The sequence below is a fragment of the Gracilibacillus phocaeensis genome (genome assembly GCF_900626275.1).
Lineage (GTDB): Bacteria > Bacillota > Bacilli > Bacillales > Amphibacillaceae > Gracilibacillus > Gracilibacillus timonensis.
Map to the genome: position 1 here is coordinate 107,126 of NZ_LR131145.1, position 22,092 is coordinate 129,217.

The following is a 22,092-nucleotide window of genomic DNA, read 5'->3' on the forward strand; positions in this document are numbered from 1 at the left end:
TTAATGCTCCTCTCGGATTAGTCCTTCCACCATGACATCAATAAATGCAGCCATCGTTTCTTGATAAACATCTGTCCCAATCTCTTGTTGATGAAGCGCTAATACAAATAAAGAACGAAGCATGCCAGCTATTACCGCGGGCTCTTTATCTATCTTCCATCCCTTTTCTTCTAATGCCTTCATCAAGGGAGCGATGGCGGTTGCGTCTGCTTGAAAATGTTGATCAAGCTTTTCAGGAGAAAGCTTCTTGACCAGCCTCGCCACCGTTTGATCGAAGTACAATTCACGAATAAACGGATTGGTTTCCATCGTTTGAACCATTTGCTGCAAGATGGTCTTGATGGCTCGCTTTGGTTGACTCGCCGCAAAAATATCCACACCCATCCATTGTTCCCGCATCTCTTGTTCTTCTGACTCGAGAATGTGAAAGTACAGCTCTTCTTTCGAATCAAAAAAATGATAAAAGGTCCCCTGCGCAATGCCAGTACGCTTAGCAATTTCCCGTATACTCGTTTTTTGAAATCCGAATTGACGAAAAAGTTCTTTACCATGTGCTACAAGGGCATGTTGAATATCCTGTCTCTCCTGTTCATCAAAACCTCTGGACATACGTATTCTCCTCTTTTTTATGATCTTATGAACAAAATGTTTTTATATTCATATTCATTATATCGGATGCTGATAAAATTTCAACTGCCTACAGGAGTAAAAACAGCGTGATTGGGGTATTCCTAATTATAATCAAACGATGAGGAGGAAAAAGAATTATGGCAATGGAAAAACAGAAGGGAAAAATCACCCCGCCTGCACAAACACAAAATAAACAGCCTGGCATCGAGTCGGAAATGAAGCCGGAACCAATCTTCATCGATGATGCTTACCAAGGAAGTAATAAATTACTAGACAAGGTAGCCGTCATAACTGGTGGTGACAGCGGGATTGGTCGATCCGTCAGCGTCCATTATGCAAAAGAAGGCGCAGATATTGCGATTATCTACTTAGAAGAGCATAGCGATGCCGAAAAAACTCAGCGATTGGTAGAACAAGCGGGACGCAAGTGTATATTAATCAATGGGGATATTGGTGATCCATCCTTTTGTGAAGCGGCAATCAAACAGGTTTTAGATCACTATGGGAAAGTCGATATCCTCGTGAACAATGCCGCCGAACAGCACCCTCAGAAGAAATTTACGGATATCACGAAAGAACAACTGGAAAAGACGTTTCAGACCAATGTATTTAGCATGTTCTATTTAACAAAAGAGGTGCTCCCCCATTTATCGGAAGGAGGCACCATTATTAACACCACTTCCGTGACTGCCTATGAAGGAAATCCAACCTTAATTGATTATTCATCCACCAAAGGGGCGATTGTCTCGTTTACACGAGCATTGTCTAATGAACTTTCGGGCAAAGGAATCCGCATAAACGCAGTGGCTCCAGGGCCGATTTGGACACCGCTTATTCCCGCTACCTTTAACAAAAAACAAGTCGATGATTTTGGTGGGGATACGCCAATGAAACGGCCTGGACAGCCTAGCGAACTGGGTCCAGCCTATGTTTACTTGGCCAGTCAAGACAGCAGCTATATGTCAGGCCAGACGTTACACATTAATGGTGGAAAAGTGGTGAATGGCTAAATCTATTGGAACGGTGTGCTCTTTTGATCGATGGGCATATCGTTTTTTTCATCATGGTCATCATTATTTAATCTCCATTCCTTGCTTGATTACCTTTTTCCTCTCTTTATTGGAGACGGGCTGATAGGTTACGTAATCCCAATTCGCTCTTTTGAACTACCCCCACTTCATTTTCTAATGAAAATTTGAAGTGGGAGATTCCTGCGAACACCGGTGCATCCACCAGTTTTTAAGCAGGCTAACCCCGTCATCCCAACGGTTCGTGCTTTATATCTTGTACGCCCGACTCGCCACACGTCCTACTTTAGCTTGATTTTCGCAACTTCGGGTCGTGTGGGGCGACTGAACGTTGAAGATTTTACGTTGCAGACGATTTTCCTGCAACAACCTCCTATCTTCAGTTTTCAAAGAGCAACTTACAATCATATTATAGCACAAATGTTCGCTGTTTTCAACTATTTAGGATACTACCGACATTCATCTCCCACCTACTCATTGGGCTATGCCCTTCACATTCCTTGAGGTGGGAGTCTTCTGTCGGAGTTTGATAAAAAAGTATCGGTGTAAAAATTTCGCCCCGATATACATCATCAAGACGGTGAATGAATAAACAAGAACTAATCCCAATACATGTTTTAATACCACTGTATCACTCACAGTTTGTGCTATGATATACCCCATGGCTGGCGCGACATCCAATAGCCCATAATATTTGCTTTGGTTGCTCGCTTTCCTTTCTTTCATAGGATCACCGCTGTATTTATCGAATTGGTATTTTACCATAATATAGCCTAGCAAGAGGATACTTATATGGATCAAAATATAATAAATAACCGAGGTGATATGTAAGTTATAATAGGACATGCCTTGTACCATGATCCATAAAGAAATAGCACCAAGTAATCCCCATACCCCTAAAAACAAAACCGTCTCTAACTGGGTAGAATAGGGATTCTTGATGACCAGCCTCGCTCCCCATAAATGGAGAATCACAATAAAGGGCAGGACCATCCATAAGAACTCCATTTTATAGATACTTAACAATCCCAAGATTAATGCCAAATCATATATACAAAACATCATGGTAACAATACCAAACTTCACTTGGTCAACCTCAACAAATGACAAGTGGAATTTGATATGTTGCGCTAACTTTTGATGCCTTGTTTCCGGGTCTATTTTCATTCTACCACCTCTATATTACTGCTGTTTTCTTTTATATCATAATGAAAAATCATTTGCTAAACAACCAAACGATAAATAGCATACCTGTCATTATCTTACCAATCATTTACCCTTGACTAAAGTTAGTTGGTTATGCTTTAATAAAACACATTTAACCGGAGATAGGAGATGAGGAAAATGTATCAGTTAGTCAAACCTTCGTTAGCCTATGTCGAGCAAATTGCTGCCTATAAAGAAAGCTTTCAACAGCATAATGAAAAAATGCATGGCTCTAACTTTCTTTCAAAGGCTGATTCCATTGAACAATGGATCAAGGACGTGGATATCTTTTGGGATAAAGCAACCGTACCTGAAGGGTTAGCACCGTGTGGGACTTGGATTCTCATTCGAGAAAGTGATCAACAGTTATTAGGGATTTCCAATCTTCGCTTCGAGTTAAGTACCGTTTTTTTGCAACAATATGCTGGACATATCGGTTATTCGATTAAACCAACGGAAAGAGGACAGGGATATGGTACTAAAATACTGGAGCTAACACTAAAAGAAGCTCAGAAAAAAGCAATAGCTGAGGTGCTTCTGATCTGCGGTGATGATAATATTTCCTCTGCCAAAGTAATTGAAGCTAATAACGGAAAACTTGAAAAGAAGGTATGGGATGAGGTAGATCAGGAATGGATAAGAAGGTATTGGATTGCCCTTTGATAGATAATCTGTCAAAGGGGCACCTTCTCCATATAACCAACGTTCAAAGCAACCTGTCTTTTTGCTTTGCGCTAGCTTCCATACTTGCTCCAATGGCCACTCCCATCGCCACCCCAATTGGTATTCCAATTGCCAGATTATCGTACACTGCACCGAATGAAACGCCTAATGCGATTCCGATACTCATGTAAACGCCAGTGTAATATCCTTTCGTTACTAGTTGATGCCGCTTCATCAAATGAGAGGTGATCTTGTTCACTTTTTGCTTATGTATTTTGATATCTTCTTCTGTCAGTTGATCTATTCGTTCATTCAATAGCGTCAGGTGGTCACTTAGCTCGTCTACATATTGATAACATTGCTCACACTCTGCCGAAAAGGAGTCCAGTCGATGAATCACACGTACACACTTATCCAATTCTAATTTCGTCACCAAATTCTCATCAGCTGCAGATCGGATATTTTCCAGAATGGCCATAAGCTCTTGCCCCCGCTGATTCTCCATCACACAACCCCCTTGGTTTATATAGAGCGTTATCTCCACCTTTTCCTATATATTCTATTCCCACTTCATCTCGGTCTAAACCAACCATTTTTGAGATGACGACCGTTTTTACGGCTTCCCCTCGAATTTTGGTCGTCATTCCAAACCATAATTTGCTTTACCGGGCTAGCTATTAATAACTAACAGCTAACCCTGGTGAATTTACTTGCGATGTTTCCGGATTTCTTTCTCTACCTTACGCAATGCCTTTTTCGAACCCCGTTCTAAATCACGTTGCATTTTGCGCGTGGAATAATCGGTAAACAAGGCATCCAAATCATAGCCGGCTGGATATAAGTCCTCAGCCTTTAATTCAAGTGCTAGCCTTTTTACATTTACCTCGATCCATTCCCTTTGATAGAGAACAACAACATTTTGAAATTGGTCCATGCCTTGGTAGACAATCCCGACATCATCATATTCAAGCAACCGGACTCGGTCACCTTTGGCATAATCTGCATAAACTTTGGACTGTTGTTTTACTTGCTTAGGCTTTCTCCGCTTATCTTCGCTTATCTTATCTAACGAATAGCCCTTACCATCGATATACTGTTGCGCCTTTTGCAATACCTGCTCTTCAATATCCATCTTTCTAGCAATCCAAAGGGCATTGCTCTCTCCTGATTTCCCCTGAATCAATTGGTACAATGGCTCTAATGTCTCACTGTTAAAACGCATGGCGGCATTCATAAAATCTGGATGTCTTTCGGAAAAACGCTTAATCTCGCCATAATGAGTAGTGGCCACTGTTATACAACCTTGCTGGTAGACAGATTCTAAAATAGCTATGGCCAAGGCGGCACCTTCATTTGGCTCCGTTCCACTGCCAATTTCATCAAATAGTAATAAGCTATGATTGTTAGCCTCTTTGAGAATACTAGAAATCTGATACATATGTGAAGAAAAAGTACTTAAAGCATTCTCCATGCTTTGGTTATCACCGATATCGACAAAAATTTGCTCGAATAAAGAAATCTCTGTTCCTTTGGCAGCACTAATATGCAATCCTGACATGACAGCTAGTGTTAAAAGCCCAATCGTCTTTAACACAACTGTCTTCCCTCCCGCATTAGGGCCTGTAATAATCAGACTGCGAAAATCTTTTCCAATCTCACAATCGAGCGGCACGACTTCTCCGGGTAATAGCGGATGTTTTCCGCCTACAATTTGAACGTAGCCATGATCATTCAATGCAGGTTCGATGCCATCTATCTGTTTACTAAATTTTGCTTTGGCAAAAACCAGATCATATTGACCAATCAACTCCATATTAATTTTGATTTCTTGGATATGTTCTAAAATCAGCCCCGTTAGTCCAGCCAAAATTTGATATTCCTCCATCGATTCCTCCACCTTTAATGTGGCAAATGTCGCATTCAACTTTGCGACGGCTGTTGGCTCGATAAAAACAGTGGAACCTTTGGCAGATACATCCACAATCGCACCCTCAACTCGCTGCTTATAAGCTGCTTTAATAGGTACGGTATAACGGCCGTCCTTCTTACTGATAAACGCCTCTTGAATGTACGGTTTATTCGAGCTATTTCTTAAAAATTTATTTAAACGCTCTTCAATTTTCTGTTCGGTAGTAGCGATACTGCTACGAATTCGTTTGAGCTCTTTACTAGCTGATGATTGAATTCGATTCCCCTTAACCGTATATTGAATCTCCTCTTCCACACTGCTGAACTCTGTCATCGACTGGGCATAAGACGATAAAACCGGTGCAAGATATTCCTTATCCAGCATATAGGTTTTTATTTTTCTACAGCCTCTTAGGAAATCTGATATTTCAATAAGCTGCGATGGGTCTAGCATTTCTCCCTTTTCTAAGCTTTGTACGATTGGCTGGATATGAGCAACCCCTTGAAATGGCACGCGGCTATTGGTATTCAGTATCGTTACCGCTTCAGTGGTTTCATGTAAGCGATGGCTGACAATGTTCATCTTAGCGCTTGGTGTTAGCTTATCGATCAACTGTCTCCCTAAACCACTGACACAGAAAGACTTGATCCTGTCCTTTAACTCGTTATATTGTAATTTTTCAAATGTTGTTTGATTCATATTCGATTCTCCTCATGTATGATTTATGTTCATAGATGAAGATACCTACTCGTTAGATTTCAATAGGACCATGTTGACCGACAAAGCGTAGAACGCTCAGAACCAAAAATAGCTATCTTCGACAAACAGCGTTATTATTTTCTAACCATAAAAAAACCACGGGGATACCGTAGCTCGCTGGCATGAAGTGAAAGGATAGACTCATCCCTTTCATCTGTTCATTACGAATGCTTTTGTAGGTATCTTCATAATAGGGCGAAATAAATAACCACAACAAAACCAAGAACCGCTATTTGCGTATTCCCTATTTGTTCCAGTATTCATTTCATGTTTTATTTTTCCTATTTAGAAGCTACCGCACTCACAAAATGCACCTCATTTTTTATTTGTCGATGATTCATTGAAAACTAACGTGTAGACATTATTATATGATAATGTGCTGGGAAAGTAAAGCTATGGAGTCTTAAGCACCTACCTAATTATCCTGTAAATAATGTGACATTACAAAGGAAAATAATGGAGAATTCAAGTTTTTAAGCATTGCTTTTTGTGACCAAAATTAAGAACTTCGCTTAATGGTCTGCTTACCAATTATATACTGGCATATATTTTCCGAAAATCGAGTAGTTTAGAGTTTTTAATAAATTATGATGGAGTCCTTTTTTATTCCCTCAAGACTAATCACCTAGACTACTGATAGTCATTAATATTCACTTCCCAAAGGTAAACGACATTTACCGAATTGGATATTCTCTTGGTCACTAATTTTCTGTTTTAAAGAAGGCAGCAATGACTTACTATACAGTTCATCAATCGTATATTTAATCTCTATTCTCGGGAGATTCTTTCTTTGGTTGATTGTAGGCGGTTATCTCATCATCAAGACGCTCTTTCCCATCATTCCAAGGATAAAGCGGTTTCCGAAAAGTCTTTTGCATCATACTGACCGCCCTGATCATCGAGCACACAAATTTCACATGCCCGTTCAATAGAAAAGCCTAAATTAAAGAAACGACTTAAAGCAGTTCGGAACCCCACCATGTTCACATCGAACTGTTTAAATGGTTCTGTAAAATAGGTGGTAATGGCTCCCTCGATAAACCGTAGTTTACCATCTCACCCAATTTAAAATCCTCTACTTGCAGGTTTAGCGACATAAATGCCTGCAGTGTGCTTTGCTCATCCTTCACTATTTTGTTTATTCGTTTCACTAACGCCTCGTTATCTGCCCACTCTGTTATTTGAATCAACCGTTGTAGTACGGTATTGGCCCATTTCACCGCTTTATTCATCTGACCAATTGTGATGTTCCCTCTCACCACGACGTGTTCTGGAAATCTACTTTCGAATAGACAAGCGCTGCCCAGTAGGTTGTTGTGATGTGGGAACCCTTGTGTTTTCCCATCAAATACGGTGACGCTATCCACTGGGATTTGCCGCTCCTTATCCTGATAAAACACTTCCTCATTAATCAATTTCGCTAAAATATCCGGACAACCTTGCTTCGTAGAATTACTGTTTCGATAGTTTTCTATATTTCGATGGAGAATAAACGATTCAGCTGTTTGCATCGTTGGGTAATCACCAATCAGATGCCATCCTTTTTGGTGATCAGCCAAACCCCTTTCTTCTGCATGCATCGCATACACCCAATCCGACTGATAAGAATTCCTGTTTACTCCTCTACTCAAAAATGGATAAGCGCGGATCAATTCTAATGATTCCTAGTAAGCCCCTTCCCACTCCTTTTGACTAATCTCATTTGGCAAAACATCCATAAAAATACCCATCTTGCTCTCCTCCTTGAATGTACTTCCTCCAACTTTTTGTTAATTGACATTATACTAGAACTATTTATATTTTACCAGGAATATACGTTCTCTTTCTTAATCAATACACAAATAGCTATAGGATAGATTGGGTTTTTAACGCTTCAAAACAAGATTTCAAGCGAAGACATTTATATTTTCCTGCGCTAAAATCTCATTTTCATCATAAGTTTCACGATAAAATCATTTATAATTTACCAACAAAAAGTTGCAGCGAAATACCTAATCGGCATGAATTTCGCTGCAACGAATATACAATAACTAATTCTATTTTGTATTAATTTAATACACATAAATCCCTTGACCCGTCTGTGCCCCTAGTATACTTTTACGATAAGCCAAGCCAACTCGCTTTGACGAGACCGGTTCAAAGCCTTGGAACAGATGACCATTTTTCTCGACTGAATCTTCCAGGATCGTCGGGCTGACATGATTAATTCTGATCCCGCGAGGCATTTCAATCGCAGCGGACTGAACAAAAGCACGTACACCACCGTTCGCCATTGCGGCTGAGGCTCCTTTTACAATCGGATCATCCATCAGAATACCGGTTGTTAAAGTGAAACTGCCCCGATCGGTTACAGCGTCCATGCCAAGCAAAACTAAATTCACTTGTCCAGACAGTTTACTCTGTACAGCGACTTGATTTTGTTCGGGTGTCATTTCTTGCAATGATCCATAATGTTCTATTCCTGCTGTATTCACCACCGCATCGACCTCGCCCACTTGCTCATACATCTGTTGAATGCTTTCTGTAGACGTCAAATCTACGGTGATGTCTGATTGATCAATCCCTGCCGTAATAATCTCGGCCTCATTTTTCATTTCTTTTTCTACAATAGAGCCTATCGTACCGGTAGCTCCAATCAATAATACTTTCATCCTATTACCTCCATTACATTAAAAACTATTTTAACACGATACCAATAGCTACCCCTGCAAACAAGGCAACAATTCCCACCAGATAAGAGGCACCTATGTAGCTAAAAAAGACTTTATACTTTTCTTCGCGCAACAATTCCATATTTTCAACATTAAAAGTAGAAAAAGTAGTGAACGAACCCATAAACCCCATGCCTAGCAAAAGAGCCATCGCTGAACCAAGGCTTAAGCTAGTGAGTATACCTAATAAAAAAGATCCGAGCATATTAATCAGAAAAGTAGGCGTAGGAAAAGACGAACTTGCTTTTCGTTTGAGCCAGGTTGTCATTAGCGCTCGAGCTAATGCACCAAACGCCCCACCAATCGCAACCAACACAACATTAAGCACCATTACGCCACCCCTCTTTCCATGTTAGTAGCACTTGACTGATCTGATAACCTAATAAAGTTGCTGCCAAACCACCAAACAAACTCGCTAAGATATAACCCGCCGCACTAAGATAGGCACCAGCTTGCATCAGCTCTGCCGATTCCAATGCAAACGTAGAAAAAGTAGTAAACGAACCGATAAAGCCTGTTCCAATGGCAGAAGTGACTTTCGGTGACATAAATGGCAATTCCACTACAAAACGAGTGACAAAGGCGAGCAAAAAACAGCCACATATATTAATCATCAAAGTAGCTAATGGAAAACTCCCAGCATTGATAAACAATTCCAAGCCATATCTGGAGGTAGCACCCAGCATGCCGAAGATCATTAGTAATAGATAATACATTTTACCCCAACTTTCACACCTTCTACAATGTCATAACTGCACTCATTCTTTCACCATTATATCCCTTTTCATTAGTACGTCACAAGGGTTGCTTGCATTCATCCCCTCACTATCAGCTTATCAAGCGATGACGTTGCTTACGAAACCACCAGACAAATAATAAAATAGCGGCTGCCATCCAAATAAGAGGTACAATCAGTGAAGACATGAAAGGCTGCTGTAATTGAATCTGTTCGATCCCATGATGGAGATGATAGTTGGGAAGGACGGCGAGCCATTTCCACTCATCTGGTTGATTACTATTCATCAGTAGTCCTTCGACAAAGAAATAGAGTAGCATAATAGGCATACCATACATACTGAGTTCGATCGTATTTTTCGTTTTTATTCCTAACATCAATCCTACAAGCTGTATTAATATGATCAAAGGCAGTGTCAACAAATAGATGCTGATACAGGCTAATAAACGGTCACTATGAAAGAAGAAAAAGGCAATTAACACGATGGAAGTGATCATAAAAGTGATAGCCATCTTAGCTAGAAACATTATCTTGAATGAGACATTTGCTTGCGACAGTCGGCGGCGTGTCTTTTGTTCATATTCCTCCACTACCATATTTCCCTGCATATACATGGTTAACATCAAGAGGATAAAGGCGATGAGAAACGATAGTTGCAGCTGCTGTCCCGGAATAAATGAAAACACGGTTACAAAAGCGATCGAAGACATCATATTAAAAAGAATCTGTCCATTCCAGCGCAAATCACACATATCTTTATAGATTAAAGCCTTCCATTGTTTTACAGCCATTAGTCTCTCCCTCTCTGTCATAATTGAATCTGTTCTTTCAGCTTACTGTAATTCGCTTTGGATAAAGGTATCGTACTTTTTGATGGATTATCCAAGCTCAAACTGTAACTGTTTTTACTCCAAATAATAATCTCGCGCACCCGCTGTAAATTAACCAAATAAGAACGATGACAGCGAAAAAAACCCAATGGTGACAACCTTTCCTCTAACGTCTTAATCGTATTAGAGGAGGCGAATTCCTCATTATTAACAAACAAAAAGGTGTGTCCTTCACGCGCCTCGATGTAATCGATCTCCAAAGGATGAAAAAGAAGCAGTTTATCTTCCACTTTGGCACTTATTTTCTCCAACTGCACCTGTGTGCTTGCCGTCTCTTCCTCCTGTATTTCTTCTCCCACCTCTCCTGTGTCCTCTTCCACTTTATGTACACCTCGAGCCGAATAACGATAAACCTTACTTCCCAGTCGAATCGCTTCTTCTAACGTTGTGGTAAAAAGAAGAACAGCTCTACCCTGTTTTGCTAAGTATACCAGCAAATGATGAAGGACATGCTTCGATTGTAAATCTAACATCAGCGAAGGATCCTCAAAAATGTAGACTTCAGCTGGTTGAATAAGCGCCAGCGCTAACTGCAGCCGGCGCTGTTCCGACAGTGTCAGCTGTTTCGTTTTCTTGGACACACACGATTGTAGCTCACACAGATTCAAAATTTGCTCTATATCTGCTTGTTGTCCGTACAATTTGCTCCAAAAACGCAACATTTGCTGGACGGTTAAACGTTTGTATAAACCATCCGTTTGCTGATACAGATAGATTGATTGAAAACCAGCTTCCGGTAAGGTAATCATGTCTTTTTTGATCTGTTGTGGATGATTGAACAAGTCAAAAGCGTGCTGGATATATTCATTTTCTGTCTGAACAGCAATAATCTCACCATTGGGCACGGACAAGCTCAATTCTGGCAAAAGTACGGTGTTTTGCTCCACTTTTATTAGCTGGTTAAAAGAGAAAACCATAGATATGCTCCTTTTTGCAATGCTTATTTCTTTCATCATAGCGCAAAAACAGGGAATAAAACAATAAGAAAAAGTATCGTCTTACTTTTCTCTTCCTTTTATAAAGAAAGAAAACACGATGATAACAGCTATACAAAGAAAACCACCGGGAATCATCCAACCTGGCACCTTATAAATTGGAAGTATTGGTAAAGCTTGAGATAACCCATCATAAATGACCAAAAACGGAATAATCGCCAGCAGTAACATAATAAGTGACACAACGATTTGTATCCATTTTTTCATACTGATGGGTTCCTTCTTATGAAAATGGATGAAAATTCGACAGTTGTTTCAAAAGCTTGCACGCATTCCATATAAAACGCCTCCTTTATTTTCTGCCTTTAGTATAAGGCGGAATGATCATCATCACATTATTTATCGAGTGAATAAAAGAAAAGAAGGCATGAACGGTACTTGTGCTAAAGTGAGTGGTACTTATTTCAAAGTGAAACAGCTGTAAAAACAGTTGAATGGACAACAAGCACACGCAGATTATCGGATACGTGAGAAAAGATAAATGCTCTCTTATAAAACGGTATTAGATTTGTTATTACTATCATGGAGAAGAAATACAAAAAACAGCAGCCATTCAGCCGCTGTTTTCAAATCATATCTGTTATCGCGCATGTCTCCCGCGATTTTCACTACGATCTTTTTTTAATAGCTTGATAACCCCATAGATAACCAAAGCAATCACCGCATACACGGCAAAGAAGACAACAAACCCCCACAGTCCCATTACAGCGTCCGCAAACTCCATATTTCCACGCTGCGTATAGGCCTGTTGGATTTCGATAGCAAAAGCGAGCACCACCATCACTGTAAAGGTATAGAAAAAGGAAAGCGTCACAATACTCCATTTCATTTTCGAAATAATTTTAAAGACCACATAAACAAAAAAGAATGTGATCATTCCTAAGATACCAAATATCCAAAAGTGCAACTCTTTATCTGTCATATTTACGCCAACCATATCAGCAATTGCATCATGAATATAGTTGATGATATCAACAAGTAATAGAATAGCTTCCCTCATAAGATGTCCCTCCGTATCCACCACCAATTTAACTTATCATCTATTATACGTTGCATAGCAGAAATCACCAAGAATTTTCATTTATTCCAAACGACAAAATGACGATCTCTACATGATAAGATCGTCATTTTGCACTAACTTACTTCCGCCATTACCCGGGAAATACCGGCAGTTTCTCTAAAAAGATAATATCCTCCCGATCAGCTGCGTCTCCTTCTGCTAGAATCGCAGCCTTTGCTACGACCTCTGCTCCTGCTTGCATAGCCAATTCTTCCAGCGCACGCAGTGATTCTCCTGTACTGATCACGTCATCAATAATAGCAACCCGTTTTCCTTGTAGCTTGGAAGCGTCCAGTCCATCTAAGCATAGCACCTGTTCATTAGTCGTGGTGATGGAATTAACCTGATGGACAAGCGGATCTTTCATATAAGCCTTAACACTTTTTCTTGCGATAATGTATTGATCCATCGCTAATACTCTGGTAATTTCATGGATCAAAGGAATTCCTTTTGCCTCAGCGGTTAGAATATAATCCACCTCCGGCAGTTTATTCGCAAGTAGTGGCGCCACATGACAAACCAATTCGGTATCACCCAAGATAACAAAGCTGGCAATACGTAAATCATCACTGACTGGTATAACCGGTAATTCTCGATTCAGACCTTGAATATGTAAGGTATAGGTATCCAATCTAAACTCCCCTTTCTAAAATCCAAATAAACGGATCAAAAATTCAATAATAACCCCTGATAACATGCCGATAAAGGGATCTGTGATTGCGGTAATCACCATCGTCATTGCTCCTACAATGGTTTGTGAACCCTCCGCTTCTAGTAGTGCAGCTTCTGCATTTCCAGGCAGTGTTACAATGGCTCCCAAAACAAAAAGGAAGCCAGCAATCGATGCCGTCGGAATATACTTACCTATTTTCGGAAGAAATTTAAATAACAGGATCATCGCCATGATGGCCATCATTAGTACACCTGCCCATACCGGATGAGGAGCACTTGCTGTTGCCGAGATGACGACTTCTACCGGTCCTCCACCGAAGAAGGAAGAAGCCATATCTGCCAAGCTACTGATCATAGCCAGCACATCGATATTGACATCCCGTGCAGCAATCGAACTATTAATATTTCCGAACGCAATATTGGCACCAATATTTAAGCAGACCATTGCCAAAGCCCCACGAATAACCATCGGATTAATCACAAAACGAAGCCGTTGAAACTTATCATTTACAAATGGCTTGTTGACCTTCTTTTCTGCCTCTTTACTCGTGAAATAGGCAACAACACTCGATAACACGACCGAAACCGTAATCGTATAAACGAGATCTTGGGTTGCCATGTAGGTGATTAATCCTGTTGCAAAGGATACCGTTCCAGGAATTTTGTTATCCTTGGCCATATCCCAAGCCACTTTGGTTAACATGATGCCCACACCTGCCATCATACCGTTTGTGATTACCGGCCCAATCCAGCTCATAATCTTTTCCAGCAGACCAAAGGCACCAATAAGAAACATGACTAGTGCCCCAAAGAAAATCATTGAAAGTCTTTCACGAATGTTTTTCCCCATGGACCCGGCAACGGTGATTGTTTCCGCTTGAAAAGATATCACCGCAACGGAACCTGTCACACTATTGCCCAATGCACCAACAATAAAAGCCATCGCAGTCGGAACAGAAGCAAAACCAAATGCTAATGCTAATAGTCCCTGTGGAAGTCCGTTTAACACACCGCTTAACGCGGCAAGCAAATCTTTTAATATGTCCATCTTTTCTCTCCTTATCTTTCGTTTCTACGATACTCTTTGATGGATAGGAGTATTTACCAATTTCGATACACAGGACAAAAAGCGATGATACCAAAATAAATACAAAAATCGCCTACTTTTAAGATAGACGATAATAACAAAAGCTATTGTATAGATAACATGAGAAACAAAAAATGACTTGTGTCTCTCCCAATGTATCCACCGTCCATAGTAAAGCAATTATCGGTTGCTTCGTAGAAACTCCTAGACCTTATTACTAGGATTATATGATTTCATTTTACTCTATGAAATTTATCATAGTTGCTAGGTTATGGCAAGATGGAAAACACAAAAGAAGAATGAAAAACTTTATAGATGAAGTGCCTTTTGCAATTAATTTCAAAATGTTTTCCTTTCTTTCTTTCATTCGAAAGCTACATAAGCGCATCTTCTTCCTCTTTCGACAAAAGGGAGCTGGTTTCATAACCGCCCCCTTTTCACATTTACTGATACAATAGCACTTTTCCGATACAATCATTTATCTGCAAGTTTTTTTACGTCTTCTTCCGTTAATTTCGTGATTTCTACTACCTGACGGGTGGACATGCCTTTCGCCAGTAATTCTGCTGCGATTTCTTTTCTTCCTTTTTCTATACCTTCCTCTTTCCCTCTCTCAAAATAAGAATTCGGCAGCTGCATGACCACTTCTTTCTCCTCTTCTGGAAGCTTTTCCATTTTCTCCATCATTTGTTTTTCCTCCTCTTCGCTCAAATTTAAATACGTCTCGAAATATCCATAGATAAAGCGCAATTACATTCCATGAGGTTCTAAATGGGATTGTGAGTTCCGTTATTCGCCCAATAAAAACCGTTACGTTTACTCACCCTACTAAACACACTGTTAGTTGAGTAATGCAAGGAATATTACAGACACTCCCTGATAAAGATTTTCTACTAAAAGGGAGCTGGTTTCATAACCGCCCCCTTTTCACATTTACTGATGGCACTTTTCCGATACAATCATTTATCTGCAAGTTTTTTTACATCTTCTTCCGCTAATTTCGTGATTTCTGCTACCTGACGGGTGGACATGTCTTTCGCCAGTAATTCTGCTGCGATTTCTTTTCTTCCTTTTTCTATCCCCTTTTCTATTCCCTTTTCTATGCCTTTTTCTATGCCCTCTTCTTTCCCTCTCTCAAAATAAGAATTCGGCAGCTGCATGACCACTTCTTTCTCCTCTTCTGGAAGCTTTTCCATTTTCTCCATCATTTGTTTTTCCTCCTCTTCGCTCAAATTTAAATACGTCTCGAAATATCCATACAAGAATTCCAGTTGCGCCGGATTGATTTTCATCCGAGTAATCATGCGTAAAAATTCCAGTTTCACCTGGACACGCTCATGTTCTTCATAACCCATCTGACTGATTAATGCTGCTGCAGCCGGGTTGTTTGATTCGATATATTCTTTCCAGTTTTTGTGTTTTAATTGTAATTTTAGATAACTAAATTGAAGTACTTCCTGAGTCGGTGTATCGATTTTGAATTGTGTCGGTACTTCTTCTTTTCTATTATAACTCAAAACGGCGATGGGTTGAATTGGTTTGCGGTGCTTGGCGTATAGATAACTGAAGTAGAGAAACATCCTTTCGGGGAAATCCGCTTCATGAGTGGATTGTGCTTCGGTGTGAATATGTAGGATTTTGTCTTCATGATGTAATTTTACTTCGGCGAGAACATCGATTTCCCTCTTGTCACCTTTTAGGTAATCCATGTAAACTTCCTGCTCAAGGAATGTGACATCGGAGAAATCAATGTAGGGGTGAAGGTTGGGGAAAAATTCTGCGATGAACTCTTCAAAAAACTCTTGTATCAACTTTTTTGTCAGCCGATCATGCTTCATGTAGTCTGCTTTTTCTTCTTGGATAATTGGTACGGTAAGCAATAGAACACTTCCTTCTGTGTATTATCTGTCTTTTAACAACGATACGAAAGTAAAACCAGGCCCAACTTTCTAAAACCATTTTACAGGTACGGAACATGGGATCATCTTGCTTTAATGAAAGATCAGTAAATCCATGCAGGTAGTATTTTTGATTATCTTTGAATATTTTCTCTTTCTCTTATATGTTTAGATTCATGAATTGGGCCATTACCTTGTTGATCAAGTTATTGCGGGGATCCGTAGAGACAATATAAGGAATTTAGCAACCTATTTATTTCGTTTACTTGGTTATGAGCTTTTTCATTTCAAGTTCCACTATATTCTGTGATTTTTGGTACTTTAGATAGACTGCCATCAGCCAAGTTTTCTTCATTGCAATGATGTAATAATGTTTTTTTGATCAGTCGGTGTGACTAATTAATCTCAGCTGGTGTACCTTGCCCTTTTCAACCTCTTTACATCGGTTCTGGTTGATACAACATCATCTGATAATATCGAAAATTTATCATCTAATATATCGATCTTCTCTCCCAATCTTTCCTCGACCGCATCTATTTTCGTGTTCAATGTTTCTTCTACTGCATCTATCTTTTTATTCAATCTTTCTTCTACCGCGTCTATCTTATTGTTCAATCCTGTAATGTCTTTAGACAGCTCTCTGATTGCTAACATAAGTGCTTCGTTGTCGATCACTTGATGGTTTTCGTTACTCATTTCTTCACCTCCTAGCCTGCTGTGTTTATTATCTATCACTGTCTATTATAGCGTAAAAACACGTCGATTACATCTCCATTTTTTTTGATTTTCTAACTCAAAAACTACTAAACTTGTCATCATATACCTATTTTCCCTCTATCATATTGCGCTTGTCGCTATTGAAAACACGAATACGATAAATATCTAAATATTTTTCACCCTACGCAATCTACCAAAATTAAACTGACTACATTTGTTTTCAGAATATGTATCACTCAGAAGAGAAACAACTTCAACTAACATTAATTCCCATTCTTTTTTTCATCAAACTTTCACATTGGCGGGGTAAGATAGATAGGAAGATGTTTGGAAATGGAGGAACCATTTGATGGTAATAACAAGTAAGCTCGTTGCGGTAGGAAGCGTGGTCGCCAGTTTCTTAATAGGGTGTCTTTTGTTTTATATCATGGGAAACACATCTGCAGCGCATAAAAAGAAATATATCAGTGAAGTGATTTCCCAATTAATTAATGTGGTGCTATTTATATGGGGCTGGAAAATTATCTTGCATTTTTCCCTTTTTCTTTCTGATCCATTAGCGGTGCTGGCTTACCCTGGTGATGCCATCGCTCTTTATCTTGCTGTGTTCTCTATTGCCCTGTTACTCCTGTATAAACAAAAACAAAAAAAGCTTTCTTTACTATATTTTTTAAATTCCTTTGCACCTATTTTCCTGACCGCTTCCTTTTGCTACGAATTTATCGAGATTACGTTACATCATAATGGGAACGCAGTTGCACAACTTGCACTTCTTACCTGCTTAATTATTTTGTATTTTTTCCTACAGGAGCGATGGTCTGTTCCAACACTGCTATTGTTACTGTTACATGGGTGGTCGTTTGGCATGATTATCTTGAATTTGTTACAGCCAGTTATTACTAGCTTTGGTTATACGATGGACATCTGGTTTATTGGTTTATTCTACATAACGATGTTAGTTTGTTTTTTTATTTATCAAAAAAGGAGCGTTACTAATGGGAATTATTGAAACAGATACGATGCTGCTTATCGGTATGTTCTTAGCAATGGGAGCAGGAGCTTTGTCCTTCCTGTCTCCATGTGTGCTACCGATTTTCCCAGCATATATGTCGTATATTACTGGAATAAGTGTCAAAGAGTTACAAGGAGACCACGATGTCAACATTTGCAGACAACTATTAAGTCATTCCTTTTTCTTTCTACTCGGCGTCTCCTTAATTTTTATCAGTTTGGGTGCCAGCGCTTCTTTCTTCGGACAATGGATGCAGCAATTATTAATCGGGAATTCCGGACTGTTGATCCAACGTATTGCGGGTATTTTCATTGTCTTTATGGGGTTTTTTGTGGCTGGTTGGATTACGATACCAGCTTTAATGAAAGAAAGACGTTTCCATTACACCAAAAAGCCAGCTGGATTTGCTGGCACCTTCTTTGTCGGTCTAGGTTTTGCAGCAGGCTGGACTCCTTGTATTGGACCGATCTTTGGCTCCATCCTGCTACTGGCAGCCTCCAACCCAGGACAAGGAATATTCTATACGATCATGTATGTGATTGGCTTTGCGTTGCCGTTTATTGTGTTAACTTTTTTCCTTGGTTCAACGAAATGGATTGCACGTCACAGTGGAGTGATTATCAAAATTGGCGGCGCACTAATGATTGCCATGGGACTGGTATTATTTTTCGGATGGATGCCACAGATTTCTACTTTTTTCCTTGATTTAATACAGGATACATGGTTATCACGCCTAGGTTGATAAGGAGGAATATATAATGAAGAAAACTATTTTTATCGTAATAATGCTGGGCATGTTTGGCTGGGCCATCTTTGCATTTGTCAACAACTCGAATCAACAGGAGGCAGAAGAAGAGAACCTGCAAGGAAATCGTATCACTACTCCCCTACAGCAAGGATCTGAGGAAGTGACGGAATCGGATGAAGTTGGACTGGAACAAGGACAGATCGCACCTGATTTTGAGGTGAAAACATTAGAAGGAGATACGGCTCAATTGTCAGATTATCGCGGGGAACGTGTTTTTCTTAATTTTTGGGCCACCTGGTGTCCACCTTGCCGAGCAGAAATTCCCGATATGCAAAAACTCTATGACGAAAAGGATGTGGAAATTCTGGCCGTCAATATGACTGCGTCAGAAAGTGGGCAGCAGGTTGTCGCTGACTTTGTCGATGAATTCGACATGACCTTTCCCGTGTTAATGGATCCAGAGGGCGACGTCTTGGATACTTATCAGGTCGTAGCCTACCCGACCACCTATATGATTGATTCGAATGGAAGAACGCAATTCATCTCTCTCGGTGCCATGAATCATGATCAAATGCTGCAACAGTTGGAAAGAATGGAGTAACAAACTTATGATACGAGGTGTATAGCAATGAAAAAAACAATCATGCTTGTTATTATGTTAGGAATGATAGGCTGGGCCGTGTATGAGTTTGTTTTCCCATCGGATGAGGCATCAACAGGGCAAGCAGTCGAAGAAGAAACAGTTGAATCTGGAGTGAACTTGGACAATGATTCAGCAGACCAGTCAGAAAATGAAGAACAAAAAGAAACAACCGCATCAGAACCAACAGTAGGGCTAGAGGTGGGAAACCTTGCGCCTGATTTTCAGTTGGCAACATTAAGTGGGGAAACGGTAGCTTTATCGGATTATCGTGGCAGTAAGGTGATGCTCAATTTTTGGGCAACCTGGTGTCCCCCCTGTCGTGTAGAAATGCCTGATATGGAAAAATTTCATCAGGATACGGAAATAGAAATTTTGGCGGTGAATTTAACAGAAACAGAGCCTAATACAAAGCAAGTTCAGCAATTTGTCAATGAATACGGCTTATCGTTTCCGATTTTGCTGGATGAGGTAATCGAAGTAGCAAATACCTATGCCATACAGCCAATCCCCACTTCCTTTATGATTGATTCAGAAGGGATTATTCAATTCAAAACTTTCGGTCCCTTGACGTATGACCAAATGGTAGCAGAGATGGAAGGTATGGATTGATCCGCTATGGTATGATGAATGGCAAGAGGTGAACAGAATGGAACAGACCATATTAGTCGTAGAAGATGATAAAATGATTCGAGAATTGATCCGGATGTATCTAATAAAATCCGGATATGATGTCGTAGAGGCTGCAGATGGAGAAGCCGCAAAAACTGTATTTATGACCAGTCACCCCTGCATGGTAATCCTTGATTTAATGCTGCCAAAAATGTCTGGAGAAGCATTCTGTACATGGATACGTGAGCAAGAGCGGAATGAGGTGTCCATCATTATGTTATCAGCGAAGGCACGAACAGAGGATAAAATTCATGGTTTAAAACTAGGCGCAGATGATTATCTGATCAAACCTTTCCATCCAGAAGAGCTTATAGCGCATGTAGAGGCGGTTTTACGTCGTACTGGTCAATATTGTCAAAAAATTGCTTATGACGGTTTATGTATTAAACCGCGAAAAGGGGAAGTTTTGCTGTTTGATCAAGAACTCAAGCTCACCAAGCATGAATTTAATTTGTTATATTATTTTATGGAGAACCCCAATGCCATTATTTCTCGCGACAACCTGATTGACCAATTATATCCCTACGCCGATAAATTAGTATCCGATCGTACCATTGACGCGCACATCAAGAAATTACGAAAAAAAATCGAACATAACCCCGCTTCTCCAGAGCGGATTATTACCGTTCGAGGAATGGGGTATAAATTTGTTACGGAATAGTTGGAAACGCAATATCTTTCCAAGTTCATTTTTATTTCGACTAACGTTCATCAATATTATCGTTATTGTTGCATTTGTTACGTTTAGCAGTTGGGCTATTTATCATACAGCCTGTACGCTTGCTGATGGTCTTCTTGCCATGACGGACCATAGACAACACCAGTTTCGGACGACGCTTTTTCAATATTTATGCATATTTAGTATCTCTACAATCCTTTTTGGCAGCCTTATACATTTTTACCTAACAAATAAAGTGACTCAGCCATTGAAAGAATTAATTCAATCCACACAGAAAATGAAGCAAGGTCAGTATCCGCCTCCAATTGACGTCAAAACCAATGGAGAAATTGCAACGTTATCCAATAACATGAACGAGCTGGTTCAACAGTTACATACCAATGAACAGCAAAGAAAAAAACTTGTATCAGATTTATCACATGAGTTTCGGACACCACTAACGAATTTGAATGGATATTTACGCGCCCTACAAAATGGGGTAATCGAGGGCGATGAGAAGCTATACCAGTCGCTCTATGCCGAATCAACCAAACTAACCGCATTAGTGGAGCAGATGGAACAGTTAAAAGAATGGGACGATATAGCCTCCCAAACATTTACGGAAAAAGAGCCTACTGACCTGAAAGCCTTTATCGAAGAAGTCATTGGCCTATTTTATTGGTCCCTGCAAGAAGAGAATATGGAATTGGATGTCCACCTACAATCAGGTGTCGTTACCGTCCATCGCACCAGTATCTCACAGGTTATTAGCAACTTATTGGATAATGCGATCCGTTATTATGAAGGTGCTGGGCCAGTCACGATAATAGGAGAAAAGCTCCCTGACAAATATAAATTGTCGCTCACAGGACCGGGACGAACCATTCCCGAATCAGACAGGGAGCGCATCTTTGAAAGGTTTTATCGAACAGAGCCTTCTCGATCGAGGGAATTAGGAGGCTCAGGGCTGGGACTTGCCATTTCTAAGGAAATCATCGAGCGACATCATGGAAACATTGGTGTCTATTCTGAAGGAAATCTGCATACTTTTTGGTTTACATTACCTTACTCACAATGATGCTTGTTAACATAAACGAACCGTTAGAAGCCAAAGTCCGTTGAAGCACCTAGCATTACTGGCTATTAAATGTCCACTTTGATATAACATTCATTTGCGTAATACTTGCACACTTGGAGCCAAGCCGATATAATAAACGAAATGATTGATTGAAATCAATCCCAAAGGGGAGTAGCATAATAGCAGCTGTCGTCATTACGGGAGAAATCCTCGGCACTGCTGGCAACAAACTGATTCCGTTGCTTGCGAGACCTTTGTCCAATACTGTGGGCAAAGGTCTCTTTTTGTACACTTTTGCCCACCACAACTTCAAGGAGGCTACA

General features: G+C 40.0%; 27 protein-coding genes and 1 riboswitch. Of the genes, 9 read left to right on the forward strand and 18 right to left on the reverse strand.

Features of this window, described 5'->3' with window-relative positions; translation table 11 throughout:
• Entirely contained in the window at nucleotides 1-609 is a 609-nt protein-coding gene (locus tag E0E32_RS16630) for a TetR/AcrR family transcriptional regulator (protein WP_130860275.1), read from the reverse strand.
• Between the two features lie 158 nt (nucleotides 610-767).
• On the opposite strand from E0E32_RS16630, the gene E0E32_RS16635 reads away from it, so the two are divergent.
• Nucleotides 768-1,640 carry an SDR family oxidoreductase gene (locus tag E0E32_RS16635; protein ID WP_130860276.1) on the forward strand — a complete coding sequence of 291 codons (873 nt, stop codon included), beginning with the start codon at nucleotides 768-770 and terminating at the stop codon, nucleotides 1,638-1,640.
• Between the two features lie 492 nt (nucleotides 1,641-2,132).
• Here the strand turns inward: E0E32_RS16635 and E0E32_RS16640 are convergent, their stop codons facing one another.
• The gene (locus tag E0E32_RS16640; RefSeq protein WP_130860277.1) at nucleotides 2,133-2,825 is read right to left on the reverse strand and encodes a hypothetical protein; all 693 of its coding nucleotides are present in this window, start codon (nucleotides 2,823-2,825) and stop codon (nucleotides 2,133-2,135) included.
• Between the two features lie 177 nt (nucleotides 2,826-3,002).
• Between E0E32_RS16640 and E0E32_RS16645 the strand changes: the two genes are divergently transcribed.
• Nucleotides 3,003-3,527 carry a GNAT family N-acetyltransferase gene (locus E0E32_RS16645; RefSeq protein WP_130860278.1) on the forward strand — a complete coding sequence of 175 codons (525 nt, stop codon included), beginning with the start codon at nucleotides 3,003-3,005 and terminating at the stop codon, nucleotides 3,525-3,527.
• A gap of 43 nt (nucleotides 3,528-3,570) precedes the next feature.
• Here the strand turns inward: E0E32_RS16645 and E0E32_RS22675 are convergent, their stop codons facing one another.
• The 10 genes from E0E32_RS22675 to E0E32_RS16690 form a co-directional block, all read right to left on the reverse strand.
• Nucleotides 3,571-4,032 carry a glycine zipper domain-containing protein gene (locus E0E32_RS22675; protein WP_066186057.1) on the reverse strand — a complete coding sequence of 154 codons (462 nt, stop codon included), beginning with the start codon at nucleotides 4,030-4,032 and terminating at the stop codon, nucleotides 3,571-3,573.
• Complete coding sequence (locus E0E32_RS22335) at nucleotides 3,971-4,171, reverse strand: hypothetical protein (RefSeq protein WP_165445062.1); 201 nt, start codon at nucleotides 4,169-4,171, stop codon at nucleotides 3,971-3,973. The genes E0E32_RS22675 and E0E32_RS22335 overlap by 62 nt, the downstream gene beginning before the upstream one ends.
• Before the next feature lie 62 nt (nucleotides 4,172-4,233).
• Nucleotides 4,234-6,135: an endonuclease MutS2 gene (locus tag E0E32_RS16655; RefSeq protein WP_130860279.1), complete on the reverse strand. Its 1,902-nt coding sequence runs from the start codon at nucleotides 6,133-6,135 to the stop codon at nucleotides 4,234-4,236.
• Nucleotides 6,136-7,178: 1,043 nt separating this feature from the next.
• On the reverse strand, nucleotides 7,179-7,826 hold the full coding sequence (locus E0E32_RS16660; protein WP_165445063.1) for a hypothetical protein: 648 nt from the start codon (nucleotides 7,824-7,826) through the stop codon (nucleotides 7,179-7,181).
• 420 nt (nucleotides 7,827-8,246) lie between these two features.
• Entirely contained in the window at nucleotides 8,247-8,846 is a 600-nt protein-coding gene (locus tag E0E32_RS16665) for a short chain dehydrogenase (RefSeq protein ID WP_130860281.1), read from the reverse strand.
• 25 nt (nucleotides 8,847-8,871) lie between these two features.
• Nucleotides 8,872-9,237, reverse strand: a complete 366-nt coding sequence (locus E0E32_RS16670; protein ID WP_130860282.1) for a fluoride efflux transporter FluC — start codon at nucleotides 9,235-9,237, stop codon at nucleotides 8,872-8,874.
• On the reverse strand, nucleotides 9,227-9,622 hold the full coding sequence (gene crcB, locus E0E32_RS16675; protein WP_066186096.1) for a fluoride efflux transporter CrcB: 396 nt from the start codon (nucleotides 9,620-9,622) through the stop codon (nucleotides 9,227-9,229). Before crcB ends, E0E32_RS16670 begins: the two co-directional genes overlap by 11 nt.
• 112 nt (nucleotides 9,623-9,734) lie before the next feature.
• Nucleotides 9,735-10,433, reverse strand: coding sequence for an ABC transporter permease (locus E0E32_RS16680; RefSeq protein WP_066186099.1), 699 nt, complete (start codon nucleotides 10,431-10,433; stop codon nucleotides 9,735-9,737).
• A gap of 17 nt (nucleotides 10,434-10,450) precedes the next feature.
• On the reverse strand, nucleotides 10,451-11,449 hold the full coding sequence (locus E0E32_RS16685) for a LytTR family transcriptional regulator DNA-binding domain-containing protein (protein ID WP_161485663.1): 999 nt from the start codon (nucleotides 11,447-11,449) through the stop codon (nucleotides 10,451-10,453).
• 81 nt (nucleotides 11,450-11,530) lie between these two features.
• Entirely contained in the window at nucleotides 11,531-11,734 is a 204-nt protein-coding gene (locus tag E0E32_RS16690; RefSeq protein WP_066186101.1) for a hypothetical protein, read from the reverse strand.
• Between the two features lie 28 nt (nucleotides 11,735-11,762).
• Between E0E32_RS16690 and E0E32_RS22340 the strand changes: the two genes are divergently transcribed.
• A complete protein-coding gene (locus E0E32_RS22340) occupies nucleotides 11,763-11,951 on the forward strand; it encodes a hypothetical protein (protein WP_165445064.1) in 189 nt (62 codons plus the stop codon).
• 156 nt (nucleotides 11,952-12,107) lie between these two features.
• Here E0E32_RS22340 and E0E32_RS16695 read toward each other — a convergent pair whose 3' ends face one another.
• From E0E32_RS16695 to E0E32_RS16720, 6 genes are all read right to left on the reverse strand, one after another.
• Nucleotides 12,108-12,527 carry a hypothetical protein gene (locus tag E0E32_RS16695; RefSeq protein ID WP_066186104.1) on the reverse strand — a complete coding sequence of 140 codons (420 nt, stop codon included), beginning with the start codon at nucleotides 12,525-12,527 and terminating at the stop codon, nucleotides 12,108-12,110.
• Between the two features lie 151 nt (nucleotides 12,528-12,678).
• A complete protein-coding gene (locus tag E0E32_RS16700; protein ID WP_066186106.1) occupies nucleotides 12,679-13,218 on the reverse strand; it encodes a phosphoribosyltransferase family protein in 540 nt (179 codons plus the stop codon).
• Between the two features lie 15 nt (nucleotides 13,219-13,233).
• Nucleotides 13,234-14,307 carry a SulP family inorganic anion transporter gene (locus E0E32_RS16705; RefSeq protein ID WP_130860283.1) on the reverse strand — a complete coding sequence of 358 codons (1,074 nt, stop codon included), beginning with the start codon at nucleotides 14,305-14,307 and terminating at the stop codon, nucleotides 13,234-13,236.
• 188 nt (nucleotides 14,308-14,495) lie between these two features.
• A riboswitch (purine riboswitch) is annotated at nucleotides 14,496-14,597 on the reverse strand.
• Nucleotides 14,598-14,820: 223 nt separating this feature from the next.
• A complete protein-coding gene (locus E0E32_RS16710; protein WP_130860284.1) occupies nucleotides 14,821-15,033 on the reverse strand; it encodes an Rpn/YhgA-type helix-turn-helix domain-containing protein in 213 nt (70 codons plus the stop codon).
• A 272-nt stretch (nucleotides 15,034-15,305) separates the two neighbouring features.
• The gene (locus E0E32_RS16715) at nucleotides 15,306-16,226 is read right to left on the reverse strand and encodes an Rpn family recombination-promoting nuclease/putative transposase (protein WP_207302295.1); all 921 of its coding nucleotides are present in this window, start codon (nucleotides 16,224-16,226) and stop codon (nucleotides 15,306-15,308) included.
• A gap of 423 nt (nucleotides 16,227-16,649) precedes the next feature.
• Nucleotides 16,650-16,940 carry a hypothetical protein gene (locus E0E32_RS16720; protein ID WP_130860285.1) on the reverse strand — a complete coding sequence of 97 codons (291 nt, stop codon included), beginning with the start codon at nucleotides 16,938-16,940 and terminating at the stop codon, nucleotides 16,650-16,652.
• Nucleotides 16,941-17,310: 370 nt separating this feature from the next.
• Between E0E32_RS16720 and E0E32_RS22505 the strand changes: the two genes are divergently transcribed.
• From E0E32_RS22505 to E0E32_RS16750, 6 genes are read left to right on the forward strand one after another with little or no spacing between them, the layout of a single operon-like run.
• Nucleotides 17,311-17,970, forward strand: coding sequence for a hypothetical protein (locus tag E0E32_RS22505; RefSeq protein WP_207302296.1), 660 nt, complete (start codon nucleotides 17,311-17,313; stop codon nucleotides 17,968-17,970).
• The gene (locus E0E32_RS16730; RefSeq protein ID WP_066186122.1) at nucleotides 17,957-18,715 is read left to right on the forward strand and encodes a cytochrome c biogenesis CcdA family protein; all 759 of its coding nucleotides are present in this window, start codon (nucleotides 17,957-17,959) and stop codon (nucleotides 18,713-18,715) included. The genes E0E32_RS22505 and E0E32_RS16730 overlap by 14 nt, the downstream gene beginning before the upstream one ends.
• Before the next feature lie 16 nt (nucleotides 18,716-18,731).
• Nucleotides 18,732-19,322, forward strand: a complete 591-nt coding sequence (locus tag E0E32_RS16735) for a redoxin domain-containing protein (protein WP_066186125.1) — start codon at nucleotides 18,732-18,734, stop codon at nucleotides 19,320-19,322.
• 27 nt (nucleotides 19,323-19,349) lie between these two features.
• Nucleotides 19,350-19,973, forward strand: a complete 624-nt coding sequence (locus E0E32_RS16740) for a redoxin domain-containing protein (RefSeq protein WP_130860286.1) — start codon at nucleotides 19,350-19,352, stop codon at nucleotides 19,971-19,973.
• 37 nt (nucleotides 19,974-20,010) lie between these two features.
• Nucleotides 20,011-20,694 (forward strand): response regulator transcription factor, encoded by a 684-nt coding sequence (locus E0E32_RS16745; RefSeq protein WP_130860287.1) that lies wholly within the window; start codon nucleotides 20,011-20,013, stop codon nucleotides 20,692-20,694.
• A complete protein-coding gene (locus E0E32_RS16750) occupies nucleotides 20,681-21,769 on the forward strand; it encodes a HAMP domain-containing sensor histidine kinase (protein ID WP_130860288.1) in 1,089 nt (362 codons plus the stop codon). Before E0E32_RS16745 ends, E0E32_RS16750 begins: the two co-directional genes overlap by 14 nt.
• Nucleotides 21,770-22,092: the final 323 nt, after the last annotated feature.

What these genes read in the sequence shown, in the direction of transcription:
- E0E32_RS16630 (WP_130860275.1), bottom strand. Translation starts at nt 609, where the DNA reads ATGTCCAGAGGTTTTGATGAACAGGAGAGACAGGATATTCAACATGCC.
- E0E32_RS16635 (WP_130860276.1), top strand. Translation starts at nt 768, where the DNA reads ATGGCAATGGAAAAACAGAAGGGAAAAATCACCCCGCCTGCACAAACA.
- E0E32_RS16640 (WP_130860277.1), bottom strand. Translation starts at nt 2,825, where the DNA reads ATGAAAATAGACCCGGAAACAAGGCATCAAAAGTTAGCGCAACATATC.
- E0E32_RS16645 (WP_130860278.1), top strand. Translation starts at nt 3,003, where the DNA reads ATGTATCAGTTAGTCAAACCTTCGTTAGCCTATGTCGAGCAAATTGCT.
- E0E32_RS22675 (WP_066186057.1), bottom strand. Translation starts at nt 4,032, where the DNA reads ATGGAGAATCAGCGGGGGCAAGAGCTTATGGCCATTCTGGAAAATATC.
- E0E32_RS22335 (WP_165445062.1), bottom strand. Translation starts at nt 4,171, where the DNA reads ATGACGACCAAAATTCGAGGGGAAGCCGTAAAAACGGTCGTCATCTCA.
- E0E32_RS16655 (WP_130860279.1), bottom strand. Translation starts at nt 6,135, where the DNA reads ATGAATCAAACAACATTTGAAAAATTACAATATAACGAGTTAAAGGAC.
- E0E32_RS16665 (WP_130860281.1), bottom strand. Translation starts at nt 8,846, where the DNA reads ATGAAAGTATTATTGATTGGAGCTACCGGTACGATAGGCTCTATTGTA.
- E0E32_RS16670 (WP_130860282.1), bottom strand. Translation starts at nt 9,237, where the DNA reads ATGGTGCTTAATGTTGTGTTGGTTGCGATTGGTGGGGCGTTTGGTGCA.
- crcB (WP_066186096.1), bottom strand. Translation starts at nt 9,622, where the DNA reads ATGTATTATCTATTACTAATGATCTTCGGCATGCTGGGTGCTACCTCC.
- E0E32_RS16680 (WP_066186099.1), bottom strand. Translation starts at nt 10,433, where the DNA reads ATGGCTGTAAAACAATGGAAGGCTTTAATCTATAAAGATATGTGTGAT.
- E0E32_RS16685 (WP_161485663.1), bottom strand. Translation starts at nt 11,449, where the DNA reads ATGGTTTTCTCTTTTAACCAGCTAATAAAAGTGGAGCAAAACACCGTA.
- E0E32_RS16690 (WP_066186101.1), bottom strand. Translation starts at nt 11,734, where the DNA reads ATGAAAAAATGGATACAAATCGTTGTGTCACTTATTATGTTACTGCTG.
- E0E32_RS22340 (WP_165445064.1), top strand. Translation starts at nt 11,763, where the DNA reads ATGAAAATTCGACAGTTGTTTCAAAAGCTTGCACGCATTCCATATAAA.
- E0E32_RS16695 (WP_066186104.1), bottom strand. Translation starts at nt 12,527, where the DNA reads ATGAGGGAAGCTATTCTATTACTTGTTGATATCATCAACTATATTCAT.
- E0E32_RS16705 (WP_130860283.1), bottom strand. Translation starts at nt 14,307, where the DNA reads ATGGACATATTAAAAGATTTGCTTGCCGCGTTAAGCGGTGTGTTAAAC.
- E0E32_RS16710 (WP_130860284.1), bottom strand. Translation starts at nt 15,033, where the DNA reads ATGATGGAGAAAATGGAAAAGCTTCCAGAAGAGGAGAAAGAAGTGGTC.
- E0E32_RS16720 (WP_130860285.1), bottom strand. Translation starts at nt 16,940, where the DNA reads ATGAGTAACGAAAACCATCAAGTGATCGACAACGAAGCACTTATGTTA.
- E0E32_RS22505 (WP_207302296.1), top strand. Translation starts at nt 17,311, where the DNA reads ATGGTAATAACAAGTAAGCTCGTTGCGGTAGGAAGCGTGGTCGCCAGT.
- E0E32_RS16730 (WP_066186122.1), top strand. Translation starts at nt 17,957, where the DNA reads ATGGGAATTATTGAAACAGATACGATGCTGCTTATCGGTATGTTCTTA.
- E0E32_RS16735 (WP_066186125.1), top strand. Translation starts at nt 18,732, where the DNA reads ATGAAGAAAACTATTTTTATCGTAATAATGCTGGGCATGTTTGGCTGG.
- E0E32_RS16740 (WP_130860286.1), top strand. Translation starts at nt 19,350, where the DNA reads ATGAAAAAAACAATCATGCTTGTTATTATGTTAGGAATGATAGGCTGG.
- E0E32_RS16745 (WP_130860287.1), top strand. Translation starts at nt 20,011, where the DNA reads ATGGAACAGACCATATTAGTCGTAGAAGATGATAAAATGATTCGAGAA.